The organism is Catenulispora subtropica (assembly GCF_039531675.1).
GTDB lineage: Bacteria > Actinomycetota > Actinomycetes > Streptomycetales > Catenulisporaceae > Catenulispora > Catenulispora subtropica.
The window spans coordinates 36,825-51,602 of the sequence record NZ_BAAAQM010000058.1; the positions used below are offsets into that span (position 1 = coordinate 36,825).

Here is a 14,778-nt window from a genome sequence, read left to right on the forward strand (position 1 = left end):
CGCCCCGCCACCTGGCTCACCCGTTCGGACGGCCCGGATGCGCGAGCGGCCCCGATGCGGGAGCGTGGACCGGAAGTCCGCCGCCGTGGGAGGCAGAACATGAGCAACGAACACACTTACCGCGTCACCGAGATCGTCGGCTCCTCACCCGAGAGCATCGACGCTGCCATCCGCAACGGCCTCAAGCGCGCTGGGGCCACCCTGCGCAAACTCGACTGGTTCGAGGTCACGCAGATCCGTGGGCACCTGGTGGACGGCGAAGTCGGGCACTTCCAGGTCGGCCTGAAGGTCGGGTTCCAGTTGGAGGACCCGGAGTAGGGCTCAGCCGCGCGCGGCACCGCCGACCATGCGCTGTAGCAGCGCCAGCAGCGTCGCGCGCTCCTCCTCGTCCAGCGGGGCGAAGGACTCGGCGAGGGCCCCGGACGCGAACGGCCGTCCGTCGGCCAGCACCCGCTGCCCGGCCTCGGTGATGAAGTGCTCCACCCGGCGGCCGCGACCCGGCCGCCGCTCGATCAGCTTCTGCGCTTCCAGGCGCCCGGCCAGCGCGCCGAACGACTGCTCGCCCTGGAAGGTCTCCGCGGCCAGTTCCCGCCCCGACGAGCCCGGCGTCCGGGCGATCGCGCGCAGGGCGTCCCATTGCACGAGCGTCGTGCCGACCTGCGCCAGAGCGGTCTCCAGCGCGCGGTGGTTGCGGTATTGCGCCTGTTTGACGGCGCGTCCGAGCGATTCGATGTCCACGGGCACGGGCCTCATCCTATCGTGACTACGCATCAATAGCTACGCTTGCTTAACTACGCATACGTAGCTACGGTGGCGGGCATGGCTTCTGATGACTTCCTCACCCCCGCTCCTGCCTCCGCCCCTGCCCCGGCCCGCGTCGCCCTCGTCCTGCACGGCGGAGGCGGCCCGGCCACCGTCGCCGGCCTCGCCGAGCACCTGGCCGGCCGCGGCATGCACGTCCTGACGCCGACCCACCCCGGGTGGAACGGCACCGAGCGTCCGGAACAGCTCGTCGACGTCGCGTCGCTGGCCGCCTTCTACCTCGGCGAGCTGGCCACGGCCGGCCATCGGGACGTGCTGCTCGTCGGGTCGTCGGTGGGCGGCTGGATCGCGGCCGAGATGGCGGTCCGCGACGACGCCGGCCTCGTCGGCGGCCTCGTCATCGTCGACGGTGTCGGCATCGCCGTGGACGCCCACCCGATCCGCGACTTCTTCGCCCTCGACGCCCGCGGTGCCGCGGAGTACAGCTACCACGACGCCGACCGCTTCTACGTCGACCCCGCGAGCCTCACCGAGGAGCAGCGGGCGCAGCGCGTCGCCAACATGGCCAGTCTCAGGGCCCTGGCGGGCGACCCCTATATGCACGACCCGACCCTGGCCGCCCGGCTGGCCGCGATCGACGTCCCCACGCTCGTCCTGTGGGGCGAGTCCGACCGGATCGTCACCACCGGCTACGGCCGCGAACTCGCCGCCCGGATCCCCGGCTCCCGCTTCGAACTGATCCTGCGTGCCGGCCACCTCCCCCATCTGGAGCGTCCCGAGGCGACCTTCGCCGCGCTCGACGCGTTCGCGGCGGAACTGGATGTTGACCGGCCTCGATCCGTGCGGTAGAAACAACAAGAACAAAGAGAAACGGCGCCGAAACCAATCAAGCGGGCGCGACGTCGAGACGGCGATCTCAGGGGCGGGCCATGTACGCGGAGGAACGGCAGCTGGCGATTCTGGCGAAGGCGCGGGCCGAGGGCCGGGTCGACGTCGTCACCCTGGCCGAGGAGCTGGCGGTCACCACCGAGACCATCCGCAGGGACCTGACGGCGCTCGAGCGCGCCGGGGTGGTGCGCCGGGTGCACGGTGGTGCGATCCCGGTCGAGCGCCTCGGCTTCGAGCCCGGCGTCGCCGCCCGGGACGCGGTGATGACCGCGGAGAAGGAGCGGATCGCCAAGGCGGCGCTGGCCGAGCTGCCGGAGGAGGGCTCGGTGATCATCGACGCCGGGACCACGACCGGCCGGCTGGTGGAGATCCTGCCGGTCGACCGGGAGCTGACCGTGGTGGTCAACGCCCCGGCCTTCGCCGCGCAACTGGCCACCCGCCCCCATCTCACGGTGCTCATGGTCGGCGGCCGGATCCGCGGCCGCACCATGGCCGCGGTCGACGACTGGGCCCTGGCCCCGTTGTCGCAGCTGTGCGCGGACGTGGCGTTCGTCGCGACCAACGGGGTCTCGGTGGCGCGCGGTCTCACTACCCCGGACGTCACCGAGGCTGCCGTGAAGCGGGCGATGATCGCCGCGGCCCGGCGCACGGTCCTGCTGGCCGACCACACCAAGGTCGGCAACGACTGCATGGCCCGCTTCGGCACGCTGGCCGACGTCGACGTCCTCGTCACCGACACGGGTCTGGACGAGGAGACCGCCGCCGCGTTCGGCGGCGCGGGCGTGCGGGTGGTCCGGGCGTGATCGTCACCCTGACGCTCAATCCGAGCCTGGACCGGACGCTGGAGCTGCGCCGGCTGCGGCGCGGCGCGGTGAACCGCGCCGTCTCCGTGCACCTCGACCCCGGCGGCAAGGGGGTCAACGTGACCCGGGCGCTGCGCGCCTTCGGCGTCGCGTCCCGTGCGGTGATCCCGTGCGGCGGCGCCGACGGCCGGGAGACGGTGCGGCTGCTGGAGGAGGCCGGGATCCCGGTCATCGCGGTGCCGGTCGGGGGCCGGACCCGGTCGAACGTGACGCTCGTCGAGGGCGGCGGCACGTCGACGAAGATCAACGAGCCCGGGTCGCCGCTGACCGCCGGAGAACTGGCGGCGGTCGGCGAGGCGATGCTCCGGGCTTGCGGGAGCGAGGACGGCGCCGGCGAGACCACCGGCACCGGCACCGGCACCGCAACCGGCACCGCAACCGGCACCGAAGCAGCCGAAGCGACACGCGCATCCTGGGCCGTGCTGTGCGGCAGCCTGCCGCCCGGCGTCCCGGACGGCGTCTACGCCCGCCTCACCGAACTGTTCGCCGGGCACGGCTTCCGCGTCGCGGTGGACACCAGCGGATCCGCCCTGGTCGCGGCCGTCCCGGCCGGACCCGACCTGATCAAGCCCAACCGCGAGGAACTCGCCGGGGCCGTCGGACGGCCGCTGGCGAAGGTCTCGGACGTCGTCGCGGCGGCCGAGGAACTGCGGGAACGGGGAGCGGGGGCCGTGCTGGCCAGCCTCGGCCCCGACGGCGCGGTCCTGGTGGACCGGGACGGAGCGCGGTACTGCCGCGCCGACCCGGTCGAACCGCGCAGCACCGTCGGTGCCGGAGACGCGATGCTCGCCGGATTCCTGGCCGCGCAGGCGGCCGGGGCGTCCGGGGAGGACGCGCTGATCGAGGCGGTGTCCTGGGGGAGGGCCGCCGTCGGGCTGCCGGGCAGCCGGATGCCGGGGCCGAAGGACGTCAGTCGGGAGGGGGTCCGGGTCGTCCGCGATCCGGAGAACCGGCCCGGCGGGCAGCTCCTGTCGGCGTACGACACCTGACACGACACCTGACACGACACCTGACCACCGCCGGTTTCGCCGCCACTCGACGGCGGCTGAGCCGGTCATCGCAATCGCACTACCCGAAGGGCCCCATCCCCGAGAACACAGTCCGTCCCGAGGAGGACGACATGTCAACGATGGCTTACACGCCGGCTCCGACCGGCACCGGGCTGAAGGCCACGGTCCAGAAGTTCGGCTCCTCCCTGGCCTCCATGGTGATGCCGAACATCGGCGCCTTCATCGCCTGGGGCCTGATCACGGCCCTGTTCATCCCGACGGGCTGGACCCCGTCGGCCGGCCTCGGCAAGCTCGTCGGCCCGATGATCACCTATCTGCTGCCGATCCTGATCGGCTACACCGGCGGCCGGATCGTGCACGGCCAGCGCGGCGCGGTGATCGGCGCGGTGGCCACCATGGCGTCGTCGGCTCGCTGCTGCTCGGATTCGGACGTGGCGAGAAGGCCGGGGCTGAAGCCGGTGCCGAGGCCGGGGCCGAAGCAGGGGCCGAGGCCGAGGAGTCCGGCGACGCCGCCGGCACCGCGATCCCGGCGCAGGCCGCGACCGAGGGGGCGGCGGCATGACGGCCCTGGACGCCTCCGGCATCAAGAAGATCATCGTGGCCTGTGACGCGGGCATGGGCTCGTCGGTGATGCTGGCCGGGACCCTGAAGCGCAAGCTGAGCAACAACGGCGTGACCGTGGACCACGCGCCGGTCTCGGCGATCCCCGCCGACGCCGACCTGATCCTGACCAACGCCGGGCTCGCCCAGCGGGCTCGGGCGGCGGCGCCGGGCAAGCCCGTCGTCGCCTTCCAGATCTTCCTCGGCGACCCGGCCGTGGAGAAGGTCGTCAAGGCGATCCAGGACGGCGGCACCATCGATGTCTGACGTACGCGACGGTCTGCGCACCGAGCAGGCCGTCCGGGTCGGGGTCCACGCCGCCGACAAGGAGACGGCGATCCGGGCCTGCGGCGAGCTGCTGGTCGAGGCCGGAGCGGTCGAGGCGGGCTACGTCGAGGCGATGCTGGCCCGCGAAGACGAGATCTCCACCTTCATCGGCGAGGGCGTGGCGATCCCCCACGGCACGCTGGCCGGACGCGCGCTGGTGCGCCGCGACACGCTGGCCGTCGTCCGCCTCGCCGCCCCGGTCGACTGGGGCGACGGCGACGAGGTGGTGCTGTGCGTGGCGATCGCCGCGCTCGGCGAGGGCCACCTGGACGTCCTCGCCGACCTCGCCGAGATCCTCATGGACCCGGCCCGGGCCGAGGCGCTGCGCGCCGCCATCGGAGTCAAGGAACTGATCCGGCTGCTGACGCCGGACGGAGAGGCTGAATAAGAACATGGAAGTCGCACGTTTCCACGGTCCCGGCGATCTGCGCCTGGAGGACATGCCGGAGCCGGCGCCGGGCCCGGACGAGGTGAAGATCAGGGTCCGCAACTGCTCCACCTGCGGCACCGACCTGAAGATCTTCCGGTTCGGGCACTACCGGATCGACCCGCCGCGGGTGCTCGGCCACGAGATCGCCGGCGAGGTCGTCGAGGTCGGCGCGCAGGTCTCCGGCTTCGCGGCCGGCGACCGGGTGCAGGTGATCGCCGCCATCCCGGACGGGACGTGCGAGGAGTGCCGGCGCGGGCACCAGACCGTGTGCACGAACCAGGAGTCGATGGGCTACCAGTACGAGGGCGGGTTCGCCCAGTACATGATCGTGCCGCGCTCGGTGCTCGCCGTCGGCGGGCTCCACCGCGTCCCGGAGGGGGTCGGCTTCGACGAGGCCTCCGTGGCCGAGCCGCTGGCCTGCGTGCTGAACGGCCAGGAACTGGCGAGGGTCGGCGCCGGTGACGTGGTCGTCGTGTTCGGCGCCGGGCCGATCGGCTGCCTGCACGTGCGGCTCGCCCGCTCGCGCGGTGCGTCCCGGGTCATGCTGGTGGAGCTCAACCGTGAACGTCTGGAACTGGCCGCGTCCCTGGCGCGGCCGGACGAGGCGGTCTGCGCCGAGGACGGCGACGTGGTGGAACAGGTCCGCAAGCTCACCGACGGCCGCGGCGTGGACGTGGTCATCACGGCGGCCGCCGCCGGCGCGGCTCAGGAACAGGCGCTGCGGATCGCCGCGCCGCGCGGCCGGGTCAGCTTCTTCGGCGGCCTGCCGAAGGACAAGCCGACCATCACGGTCGACTCCAACCTGGTGCACTACAGCGAGCTGACGATCGTCGGCGCGAACGGTTCCTCGCCCGACCAGAACGCCCGCGCGCTGGAGCTGATCGCGTCCGGGGCGGTGCCGGTGAAGAACCTGATCACGCACCGGCTGCCGCTGGACCGTGTCCACGAGGCCCTGGACCTGGTGGCGCGCGGCGCCGCGATCAAGGTCACCATCGAACCCTGAGCGGGAGGAGCGAGGCATGCCGGAGCGCACGGTGACGGTCGGTTCCCGCAGCGGTCTGCACGCGCGGTCCGCGAAGCTGTTCGTGCGGGCGGCGTCGGCGCAGCCGGTGCCGGTGCGGCTGCGGGTGGGCGACCGCCCGGCGGTCGACGCGCGCAGCATCCTGGCGGTGCTGACGCAGCGCGTGAAGCAGGGGACCGAGGTGACGCTGGAGGCCGACGGGGAGGGCGCCGAGCAGGTGCTGGCGGCGCTGGCCGAGCTGTTGGGGCGGGACCTGGACGAAGAGGGCGAGGGGGCGCGGGCGGATGGGTGAGGTGACGGCCCGGACGCTGCTCAGCGGTCTCGGGGTCAGCGCGGGTGCGGCGTCCGGGCCGGTGGCGCGGATGGGACGGCCGCCGGCCCTGCCCGGGGCGCGGGTCGTCGCGGACGCCGAGGCCGAAGCCGCCGCGGCGCGGTCGGCGTTGGCCGCCCTGACCGAGGATCTCGAGGACCGGGCGGCGCGCACGTCGGGCGCCGCGCGGGAGATCCTCGAGGCCCTGGCGATGATCGCGGCGGATCCGCTGCTGGCCGAGGCCGTGGCGGCGCGGGTCGCCGGCGGCGCCGACGCGCCGCACGCGGTCACCGCCGCGTTCGACGAGCAGGCCGGACTGCTGCGCGAGGGCGGCGGCTATCTCGCCGAGCGGGCCGCCGATCTCGAGGATCTGCGGGATCGGGCGGTCGCGTGGCTGCTGGGCGCGCCGATGCCGGGGCTGCCGGCGCCCGGCCATCCGTTCGTGCTGGTCGCCGACGACCTCGCGCCGGCCGACACCGCGATGCTGGATCCGGCGGACGTCCTGGCCGTGGTCACAGTGCGGGGCGGGCCGACCAGCCACACGGCGATCCTGGCGCGGGCGCTGGGGATCCCGGCGGTCGTCGGGGTCGCCGGAGCACTGGAGCTCGCGGACGGCGTGGTGGTGGCGGTGGACGGCGACCTGGGGACGGTGCGGGCCGGGGGATCCGCCGCCACCGCGAGCGCGGGCCGTCCGCAGACGCGCGTCGCGGTCCCGGCCACGCCGGGCCGCACCGCCGACGGCCATCCCGTCGAGCTGCTGCTCAACATCGGGTCGGCCAAGGACGTCCGGCCCGAGGCCGAGGGTGTCGGCTTGTTCCGCACCGAGTTCCTGTTCCTCGGCCGCCGATCGGCTCCGTCCCCCGCCGAGCAGCGCGCCGCCTACGCCGAGGTCCTCGACCTGCTGCCGGGCCGCAAGGTCGTGATCCGCACGCTGGACGCCGGGGCCGACAAACCCCTGCCGTTCCTCGGCCTGCCTCCGGAGGAGAACCCCGCACTCGGGATCAGAGGCCTGCGAACGGCGGCCGGGCTCCCGCAGGTGCTCGACGACCAGCTGGCCGCGATCGCCCAAGCCGCGGCCGCGACCACCGCCGACGTCTGGGTCATGGCGCCGATGGTGGCGACCCCGGCCGAGGCCGCGTCCTTCGCCGCCCGCGCCCGCCACCACGGACTCGCGAAGGTGGGCGTGATGATCGAGATCCCCGCCGCGGCACTCCGCGCCCACCGCATCCTCCGCCACGTGGACTTCCTCTCGATCGGCACCAACGACCTCGGTCAGTACACGATGGCCGCCGACCGCCAGGACGGCCGTCTGTCCGACCTGCTCGATCCCTGGCAGCCGGCTCTCCTCGACCTGATCGGCCACTGCGCCGACGCGGGCCGCACCGTCGGCAGACCCGTCGGCGTCTGCGGCGAGGCCGCCGCCGATCCCCGCCTGGCGCCCGTTCTGGTCGGCCTGGGAATCAGTTCCCTGTCGATGGCGGCGACCGCCGTCCCCGCGGTCCACGCCGCGCTCGCCGAACGCACGCTCGACCAGTGCGCCCGGGCTGCCGCCCGGGTCCTCGACGCGGACGATCCGAGTGCGGCCCGGGAAGCGGCACCGTGATCCACGGCGCCGTCCGGATCACTGGTGTCCGACCAGCTCCAGCCAGCCGTGATGGGTCCACGCGGCCCGGCTGGCGGTGCGGAACATGGTGGAGGCGGGTCGCCAGGCGTCGGGACGGAAGCGGGCGGCCGTCAGGACGGGGTCGTTGAGGTAGGCCGCCGCCACACAGTCGCCGGCGATGTGCAGGGTGCCGGGTTCGCCGACGTCGCACGGCGTGCCGTCGTCGCGGAGGACGTAGTACCGGGCGTTCTGGATGGGGCGGCCGTAGGGCACGGTCGTCCACGCCGGATCGACCCGGGTGACGGGGAAGTCGTTCGACCAGATGCACGTCTCCGGCCCGCCGCCCAGCGTGACCAGCTCGGCGTTCGGAAACTGGCGCCGCATCTCCTCGAAGGAGGTGAGGGGCACCGGCTCGCGGGAGAGGAACACCCGCCGCATGCGGCTCCGGTCCCCGAGAGGCCGGGCGGCCAGGGCGGCGAGAAGCGCGGTGAACGCCGTCGGTCCGGAGTTCCACAACGTGACTCCGCTCCGCACCAGGACCTCGGCGACGCGGTCCGCGTGAGCGAGCGCGACCTCGGGTAGCAACAGAACGCTGCCACCCGCCGCGAGCATCCCGAACAGGTCGTACACCGAAAGGTCGCTCGTCAGCCCGGCGAACTGCAGGATCAGGTCCCGGTGGGTGACCTCGTGGCGCCGGTTGAACCAGTCCACCAGGTTCACCACACTCCGGTGCCGGATCGCCACCGCGGTGGGCGACTCCGCGGAGGTGGTGATCGCGTAGGCCGGATCGGCGGGGCTGGGAGCCGCGACCGCCGATCGCGGCAGCGCGTCCCACGCCCGCGGCTGGTCCGTCAACGGCACGCGAGGGAGTCCGGGCCCGGACTTCGGGCGGGGGCCGACGGTCAGCACGACGTCGTACCGCTCGGCCAGCGGCCCCAGGCCGGTCCGGCCGGTACGGGTCCTGACATGGATGCCGACCCCGGGGCGCGCCATGACGTACTTGCTCGCCCACCAGCGCCTCGGGATCCGCAGGCTCCCGGGCGACTGGCCGCTCGACGGGTCGATGAGGTCGGCCAGCACGATCGAGCCGCCCACCGGCAGGGCGTCGGCGATGGTGTCGAGGACGTCGGCCAGGTAGCCGATGCTCGGGAAGTCCTGCACCGTGCCGGCCAGGACCACCACCTGGGCGTTTCCGGCGTGGTCCAGGATCCCGCCGATCTCGTCGACGGCCACCACCGGCCGGCCCTGCTCGGTCAGGCGCCGGGCGAGCAGGCCGCTCCCGGCGCCGACCTCGACGACCGGACCGTCGGAGGGGGGAATCAGGCCTGCGACGTGCTCGATGTAGGCCAGCACCTCCTCGGCTGTGCAGTGGTAGGAGGGCGCGTAGGGTCTCGCCGCCGTCTCGACGCCCGCGGCCGCCGGCCGCAGGTACCCCGGCGTGGACAGCACCGTGTTCATCCCCGGTACGCTCGCGGCGATCTCCCATCCGAGCCGCCACAGGCCCTGCCCCGCGACCAGTCGTGTGACGCCCAGCGACACCAGCAGCTCGACAGACCGTGCCACCGGCCACCGCGGATCCAGTGGCACGTAGCAGCCACCCGCCCGCACGATCGCGATGATCGCCTGCACGCCCGCCGGTTCGTGGTCGACGAGCACCGCCACCGGCACCCCGGGCCCCACCCCGACCGACGCCAGTTGGGCCGCCTGCACCCGGGTCGCCTCGGCCAGCTCCCGATGCGACAGCGCCACGCCCGCCGCCGTCCGCAGCGCCGGAGCCGTCCCGTGCGCCCACGCCGCCGCGTCGAGCAGATCCGGGATCGTCAGCTCGGCGGGATACGGACGGTCCGTCGCGTTCGCGCGCGCCACCAGATCCGGGAACGTGGAGGCGAGCAGCGAGCCCGGCGTGCGCACCGGAAACGGCTGAGCAGGCGAACCCGGAACCGCCGCCGGGCCGTGGTTCATGCCGACGCTGCTGTGGTCTCGAGCCCGGCCACGGGCGCGTTCGCCGCCGCCCCCCTGTCGGCGAACGCACATACGTCGCGTGGGAACCGGGGTACGACCGTGGTGATCGCGAGCGCCGCGAGGCCGATCCCCGGCACGGACGCGTTCCCGATGCCCGCCGCGACCACGGGGGCCGGCGCCAGCCCCACCGGCTGCATGGCGAACGTGCCGCGGGTGTCGATCGCGAAGACCCGGCCCAGCATCTCCGACGGGCCGTCACCGACGGCGCTGGCCGCCTGCCCGGCCCAGACCCGCCGGAAGCGCGGGTGGCGCGGCGCGGCGGCGAACGACAGGACCTTCATTCACGTCTCCTTCGGGAACGGCCCGAGCGTGCTGCGACCGCGACGCGGTGTCCTGTCACGGGAAAACAGGACGTTCGCGGAGCCGCCGATCCCGGCACAGTGACGCTGCCGCTCCGCCGCGCATGAAGGATGTACCCGATGATGCTTGAAGCCCACTCGCCCCTGATCCACGAACTCGTCGCCGAACACGCCGCCCGGCAGCCCGACGCGGTCGCGCTCAGCCTGGGCGACACCACGGCCACCTACCAGCGGCTGCACTTCGTCGCCGACGGTTTCGCCGCGAAGATGCGGACGCACGGCGTGCGGCCGGGCGAAGTCGTCGCCGTGCTGATGCACCGCACGCCGCGGCTGGTCGTGGCCTTGCTCGCGGTACTCCGCGCCGGCGCTGCCTACCTCGCCCTCGATCCGGAGGACTCCGAAGCCCGGCATGCTGAGCTGGTCCGGGGTGCCGGAGTGCGGTTCCTGGTCTCCGACCTGGAAGACGGACTGCCTGTCGGTCTCAAGGTGCTCACTCCCGAGACTCCCGTCGCCGAGGGTGCCACCGACCCTGGCGCGCCTAACCAGACCTCTGACTCACCCGCCTACATCAGCTACTCCGCCGATCAGTCCGCCGGAACACCTGTGTCGCACCGGGCTCTGGCAGAGTTCGTCACCAGGCCGAACGGCCTCGTCCTCGGCGCCGACGCCTCGGCCGTGGCGCTCTGGGCTCCGCTGGTCCGCGGTGGTCATCTGGCGATGGCGGACATGCCGGCGCTGACCGGACGCTGACCGAACGCTGACTCACGCCTCAAGCGGTTCCCCAGCCACGCTCCAGCCGTTTCGCGCGGGATAGGGCCGCCGGCCTGCCATACGGCGGCCGGCGGCCGGCGGCACCGGATCGCGGTCGGGGGAGGGGAACCGTGCTCGAAGCCTGCCAGGTTGCCGCCACCTCTCAAGGTGGGTACTTCTGCCCTCGCACCCCGAAGCCCCGCGCAGGATCCTGTGCTGCGACCTTGAACCGCACCTGACGAGGAGGCACGCCGTGGCGACCGATCCTGGCTACTTCAGCATCGACCTGCACCAGGTCGGTCTGGTTGTGTCCGAGGTCGAAGGGCTGGTCTGCTCCGGCACCGACGTGGTCGGGGAAGTGGGTTCGCTGCTCCTCGGCAGCGAGGACTTCTCCCTCATCGGCTCCATGGTCGGCAGCGCGGACGGCCAGCTCCACAGCAACCTGATGGACGCTCTCACCCGCGGTATGCAGCTCTTCAGCGGCCTCAACGGCGCCGTGCAGTGCTGTGCCGCCGACTACGCAGCCCTGGACTCCCTCGTCTCCGACAGCTTCGGCGGCAAGCTGACGCCCACCGTCCCCGCCCGCGGCAGCGACCCCACCGCCGTGAAGAAGTGGTGGGACGCCCTGAGCGACGACCAGCGGAACACCCTGCTGACCACCGACGCCGCCGAGATCGGCGCCCTGGACGGCGTACCGGCCGCGGACCGCGACATCGCCAACCGGTCGGTGCTGTCCACCCTGCGCCAGGAGACCGAGCATCAGCTCACTGACCTGAAGAACACACCACTGTCGCCCTACGAGTCCGAGGGCGGCGCCTACATGCTGCGACAGAGGCAGATCGACGCCCTGCAGACCAAGCTGGACGGCATGGACGAGCTGCAGAAGGTCCTGCGCCCGGCCACCGACGGAACACCGCCGAAGTACCTGCTGGAGGTGGACACCGACGGCGTCGGCCACGCGATCGTCGCCAGCAACAACCCCGACACCTCCGCCAACGTCGTGACCGTGGTCCCCGGCGTGAGCACCGACTTGTCAGTGGGCCACGTCGACGCCTACACCCATGCCGCCGACAGCATCGTGGCGTCGGCCCACACCGCGGACGCCTCCCAGTCGACATCCGCCGTCGCATGGATGAACTACGACGCCCCACCGAACGTCCCCTCCGCCCTGTTCTCCAGCCCCGCCATCGCCGGCGGCCCCACTCTCGACCACTTCCAGCAAGCCCTCTACGCCACCCACGACCCGAGCGACCCGATGCACACCACCGTGATCGGCCACAGCTACGGCACCACCGTCGTCGGCGAGGCGTCCAAGGCGGCGGGCGGTCTGCGCGCCGACGACGTGATCCTGGCCGCCAGCCCCGGCATCAACGTCGACAACGCCGCCGCGATGCACACTCCCGGCGGCCCCACTCACGTCTGGGCCACCCGCGACGACCACGACCCGATCGTCTGGGCGGAGGGCTTCCACGACACCGACCCGGTGACCCCGGCGTTCGGCGCCCACGTGTTCGACGCGGGCGAAGGCCCATCCGGCTTCCTCGCAGCGCACTCGTACTACTTCGATCCGTCGTCCCCGGCCATGGCGAACTTCGGACGGATCGCGACAGGACATTATGGGGAGGTGACGGCGCCCGCACCGGTGGAGACGGATCCCGTGTTTCCGTTCATCGCGGATTGACGGGACGCACCCCGTTCAGCCCCACCCACATGCCGCCTGATCACCTCCGGGTTAGCGTCGCCATGTGGATCTCCCGGTCATGCCTCCAGTGCGGCCGATGCTGGCCAAAGCCGTACGTGAGGTGCCGCGCGAACCGGGCCTGGCCTACGAGCCCAAGTGGGACGGCTTCCGCTGCATCGTCTTCCGGGACGGCGACGAGGTGGAGCTGGGCTCGCGCAACGACCGGCCGCTGACCCGCTACTTCCCGGAGCTCCTGGAGCCTCTGCGCCAAGCGCTCCCGCCCCGCTGCGTCCTCGACGGCGAGATCGTCGTCGCCACCGAGGCCGGCCTCGACTTCGACGCCTTGCAGAACCGCCTGCACCCGGCCGCGTCCCGGGTTCGCAGACTCGCGGGGGAGACACCCGCCAGCTATGTCGCCTTCGACCTGCTGGCCCTCGACGACCGGGACCTGACCGGCGAACCGTTCAGCGCCCGCCGGCGCATGCTGGAGGGCCTGCTCGGCAACGTGGTCGGCGCCGTGCTGCTGACGCCGGTGACCGATGACCCGGACGTGGCGCAGGACTGGTTCACCAGGTTCGAGGGCGCCGGGTTCGACGGAGTGATGGCCAAACCCGTGGACCTGCCGTACGAGCAGGACAGACGGGTCATGATCAAGGTCAAGCACGAGCGCACGGCCGACTGCGTGGTGGCCGGCTTCCGCTGGCACAAGGACGGCCAGGGCGTCGGGTCGCTGCTGCTCGGGCTCTACGACGACGAGGGCGTCCTGCACCACGTCGGCGTGGCGAGCAGCTTCACCGCCGCACGGCGCCGGGAACTCGTGGACGAGCTGGCGCCGCTGCGGGAGAACGCGCTGGAAGGACATCCGTGGCGGAGGTGGGCCGACGCACAGGCCGACGCACAGGCCGCCACCCAGCCCGCCACCTCCACCACCCGCATACCCGGAGCCCAAAGCCGCTGGGCACCCACCAAAGACCTCACCTGGGAACCCCTGCGCCCCGAACTCGTCGCCGAGGTCCGCTACGAGCACCTCCTTTCCGGCCGGTTCCGCCACGGCGGACGCCTCGTCCGCTTCCGCCCGGACCGCACCCCGGAGTCGTGCACCTACGCCCAGCTCGAGCAGGTCGCGCCGGCCGAGCTGGCATCGCTGTTCGGTGAGGAGGAGCCGGGCTGATGAAGGACACGACGGTCCTGGAACTCGACGGCCACGAAGTCCCCGTGTCCCACCCGGACAAGATCTACTTCAGCAAGCGCGGCGAGACGAAGATGGACCTCGTCCGCTACTACCTCGCGATCGCCGACCCGATCATGAACACTCTGCGAAACCGGCCCCTCCTGCTGGAGCGCTACCCCGACGGTGCGGGCGGCAAGTCCTGGTTCCAGAAACGGGTCCCGAAGACCGCACCGGAGTGGCTGACCACAGTGGAGGTCTCTACGCCGAACGGCACCACCAGCGACGCTCTGGTCGCCGCCGACATGGCACACCTCGTCTGGGGCGTGAACCTGGGCTGCCTGGGCTTCCACGTCTGGCCGATCCGAGCCGCCGACCCGGACGTCACCGACGAGCTGCGCGTCGACCTCGACCCCTCGCCCGGCGTCGGCTTCCCGGAGGTGCGGCAGGCCGCGGTGCTGACCCGGGACCTCCTGACCGAACTGGGCATCGAGGCGTATATCAAGACGTCCGGATCCCGTGGCCTGCATGTCTATCTCAGGCTTCAGCCACGCTGGGACGGCTACGGGGTGCGCGCCGCGGCCGTCGCCCTCGCCCGCGAACTGGAACGGCGACACCCCGACCTGATCACCGCGCAGTGGTGGAAGGAGGAACGCGGGGCACGCGTGTTCGTCGACTTCAACCAGAACGCGCCCCACAAGACCGTGTTCGGTGCATGGTGCGTCCGCCCGCGAGTCGGCGCGCAGGTGTCCACACCGATCCACTGGGACGAACTCGCGACCGTCGTCCCCGACACGCTGACCATCGCCACGGTGCCCGCCCTCGTCGCCGAACGCGGCGATCCGTGGGCCGAGTACAACGTGCGGCCGCAGTCGATCGAACCGCTGCTGGAGATGTCGCGCCGGGACATGGAGAACGGTCTGATGGACGCGCCGTGGCCGCCGGTGTATCCGAAGATGCCCAACGAGCCACCCCGCGTGGCACCCAGCCGGGCGCGCCACACCGATGATGAGGTCTGATTCACTCCGCGCCCCGCTCTTGGGC

16 protein-coding genes and 1 pseudogene are annotated in these 14,778 nt (G+C 72.5%); 14 read left to right on the forward strand and 3 right to left on the reverse strand.

What is annotated here, in order from left to right; genetic code table 11:
• The first annotated feature begins 99 nt into the window (after positions 1-99).
• Positions 100-318: a dodecin gene (locus tag ABD466_RS35755; protein WP_344661687.1), complete on the forward strand. Its 219-nt coding sequence runs from the start codon at positions 100-102 to the stop codon at positions 316-318.
• 3 nt (positions 319-321) lie between these two features.
• On the opposite strand, the gene ABD466_RS35760 is transcribed toward ABD466_RS35755, so the two are convergent.
• The gene (locus ABD466_RS35760; protein ID WP_344661688.1) at positions 322-744 is read right to left on the reverse strand and encodes a MarR family winged helix-turn-helix transcriptional regulator; all 423 of its coding nucleotides are present in this window, start codon (positions 742-744) and stop codon (positions 322-324) included.
• Between the two features lie 75 nt (positions 745-819).
• Here ABD466_RS35760 and ABD466_RS35765 point away from each other — a divergent pair, with 75 nt between their 5' ends.
• The 9 genes and pseudogenes from ABD466_RS35765 to ptsP all read left to right on the forward strand — a co-directional run bounded on the left by ABD466_RS35765 (position 820) and on the right by ptsP (position 7,814).
• Positions 820-1,611: an alpha/beta fold hydrolase gene (locus tag ABD466_RS35765; protein ID WP_344661689.1), complete on the forward strand. Its 792-nt coding sequence runs from the start codon at positions 820-822 to the stop codon at positions 1,609-1,611.
• A gap of 80 nt (positions 1,612-1,691) precedes the next feature.
• Positions 1,692-2,453: a DeoR/GlpR family DNA-binding transcription regulator gene (locus ABD466_RS35770; RefSeq protein ID WP_344661690.1), complete on the forward strand. Its 762-nt coding sequence runs from the start codon at positions 1,692-1,694 to the stop codon at positions 2,451-2,453.
• Complete coding sequence (locus ABD466_RS35775; protein WP_344661691.1) at positions 2,450-3,502, forward strand: 1-phosphofructokinase family hexose kinase; 1,053 nt, start codon at positions 2,450-2,452, stop codon at positions 3,500-3,502. Before ABD466_RS35770 ends, ABD466_RS35775 begins: the two co-directional genes overlap by 4 nt.
• A gap of 131 nt (positions 3,503-3,633) precedes the next feature.
• Positions 3,634-3,921 (forward strand): annotated as a pseudogene (locus ABD466_RS35780) (PTS mannose transporter subunit IIA); the annotation flags it as partial.
• Positions 3,922-4,081: 160 nt separating this feature from the next.
• Positions 4,082-4,390, forward strand: a complete 309-nt coding sequence (locus ABD466_RS35785; protein WP_344661692.1) for a PTS lactose transporter subunit IIB — start codon at positions 4,082-4,084, stop codon at positions 4,388-4,390.
• Positions 4,383-4,838, forward strand: a complete 456-nt coding sequence (locus ABD466_RS35790) for a PTS mannitol transporter subunit IIA (RefSeq protein WP_344661693.1) — start codon at positions 4,383-4,385, stop codon at positions 4,836-4,838. The genes ABD466_RS35785 and ABD466_RS35790 overlap by 8 nt, the downstream gene beginning before the upstream one ends.
• A 4-nt stretch (positions 4,839-4,842) precedes the next feature.
• On the forward strand, positions 4,843-5,883 hold the full coding sequence (locus tag ABD466_RS35795; protein ID WP_344661694.1) for a zinc-dependent dehydrogenase: 1,041 nt from the start codon (positions 4,843-4,845) through the stop codon (positions 5,881-5,883).
• Positions 5,884-5,899: 16 nt separating this feature from the next.
• The gene (locus tag ABD466_RS35800; protein ID WP_344661695.1) at positions 5,900-6,193 is read left to right on the forward strand and encodes an HPr family phosphocarrier protein; all 294 of its coding nucleotides are present in this window, start codon (positions 5,900-5,902) and stop codon (positions 6,191-6,193) included.
• The gene (gene ptsP / locus ABD466_RS35805; RefSeq protein WP_344661696.1) at positions 6,186-7,814 is read left to right on the forward strand and encodes a phosphoenolpyruvate--protein phosphotransferase; all 1,629 of its coding nucleotides are present in this window, start codon (positions 6,186-6,188) and stop codon (positions 7,812-7,814) included. The genes ABD466_RS35800 and ptsP overlap by 8 nt, the downstream gene beginning before the upstream one ends.
• Before the next feature lie 18 nt (positions 7,815-7,832).
• Here the strand turns inward: ptsP and ABD466_RS35810 are convergent, their stop codons facing one another.
• Positions 7,833-9,776: an AMP-binding protein gene (locus ABD466_RS35810; protein ID WP_344661697.1), complete on the reverse strand. Its 1,944-nt coding sequence runs from the start codon at positions 9,774-9,776 to the stop codon at positions 7,833-7,835.
• Positions 9,773-10,117 carry a hypothetical protein gene (locus tag ABD466_RS35815; protein ID WP_344661698.1) on the reverse strand — a complete coding sequence of 115 codons (345 nt, stop codon included), beginning with the start codon at positions 10,115-10,117 and terminating at the stop codon, positions 9,773-9,775. Before ABD466_RS35815 ends, ABD466_RS35810 begins: the two co-directional genes overlap by 4 nt.
• Before the next feature lie 138 nt (positions 10,118-10,255).
• Here ABD466_RS35815 and ABD466_RS35820 point away from each other — a divergent pair, with 138 nt between their 5' ends.
• The 4 genes from ABD466_RS35820 (at position 10,256) to ligD (ending at position 14,753) form a co-directional block, all read left to right on the forward strand.
• Positions 10,256-10,885, forward strand: coding sequence for an AMP-binding protein (locus ABD466_RS35820; RefSeq protein WP_344661699.1), 630 nt, complete (start codon positions 10,256-10,258; stop codon positions 10,883-10,885).
• 253 nt (positions 10,886-11,138) lie between these two features.
• The gene (locus ABD466_RS35825) at positions 11,139-12,566 is read left to right on the forward strand and encodes an alpha/beta hydrolase (protein ID WP_344661700.1); all 1,428 of its coding nucleotides are present in this window, start codon (positions 11,139-11,141) and stop codon (positions 12,564-12,566) included.
• A gap of 64 nt (positions 12,567-12,630) precedes the next feature.
• A complete protein-coding gene (locus ABD466_RS35830) occupies positions 12,631-13,737 on the forward strand; it encodes an ATP-dependent DNA ligase (RefSeq protein WP_344661701.1) in 1,107 nt (368 codons plus the stop codon).
• The gene (gene ligD, locus ABD466_RS35835) at positions 13,737-14,753 is read left to right on the forward strand and encodes a non-homologous end-joining DNA ligase (protein ID WP_344661702.1); all 1,017 of its coding nucleotides are present in this window, start codon (positions 13,737-13,739) and stop codon (positions 14,751-14,753) included. The genes ABD466_RS35830 and ligD overlap by 1 nt, the downstream gene beginning before the upstream one ends.
• Positions 14,754-14,778: the final 25 nt, after the last annotated feature.

What these genes read in the sequence shown, in the direction of transcription:
- ABD466_RS35755 (WP_344661687.1), top strand. Translation starts at nt 100, where the DNA reads ATGAGCAACGAACACACTTACCGCGTCACCGAGATCGTCGGCTCCTCA.
- ABD466_RS35765 (WP_344661689.1), top strand. Translation starts at nt 820, where the DNA reads ATGGCTTCTGATGACTTCCTCACCCCCGCTCCTGCCTCCGCCCCTGCC.
- ABD466_RS35770 (WP_344661690.1), top strand. Translation starts at nt 1,692, where the DNA reads ATGTACGCGGAGGAACGGCAGCTGGCGATTCTGGCGAAGGCGCGGGCC.
- ABD466_RS35785 (WP_344661692.1), top strand. Translation starts at nt 4,082, where the DNA reads ATGACGGCCCTGGACGCCTCCGGCATCAAGAAGATCATCGTGGCCTGT.
- ABD466_RS35790 (WP_344661693.1), top strand. Translation starts at nt 4,383, where the DNA reads ATGTCTGACGTACGCGACGGTCTGCGCACCGAGCAGGCCGTCCGGGTC.
- ABD466_RS35795 (WP_344661694.1), top strand. Translation starts at nt 4,843, where the DNA reads ATGGAAGTCGCACGTTTCCACGGTCCCGGCGATCTGCGCCTGGAGGAC.
- ABD466_RS35800 (WP_344661695.1), top strand. Translation starts at nt 5,900, where the DNA reads ATGCCGGAGCGCACGGTGACGGTCGGTTCCCGCAGCGGTCTGCACGCG.
- ptsP (WP_344661696.1), top strand. Translation starts at nt 6,186, where the DNA reads ATGGGTGAGGTGACGGCCCGGACGCTGCTCAGCGGTCTCGGGGTCAGC.
- ABD466_RS35810 (WP_344661697.1), bottom strand. Translation starts at nt 9,776, where the DNA reads ATGAACCACGGCCCGGCGGCGGTTCCGGGTTCGCCTGCTCAGCCGTTT.
- ABD466_RS35815 (WP_344661698.1), bottom strand. Translation starts at nt 10,117, where the DNA reads ATGAAGGTCCTGTCGTTCGCCGCCGCGCCGCGCCACCCGCGCTTCCGG.
- ABD466_RS35820 (WP_344661699.1), top strand. Translation starts at nt 10,256, where the DNA reads ATGATGCTTGAAGCCCACTCGCCCCTGATCCACGAACTCGTCGCCGAA.
- ligD (WP_344661702.1), top strand. Translation starts at nt 13,737, where the DNA reads ATGAAGGACACGACGGTCCTGGAACTCGACGGCCACGAAGTCCCCGTG.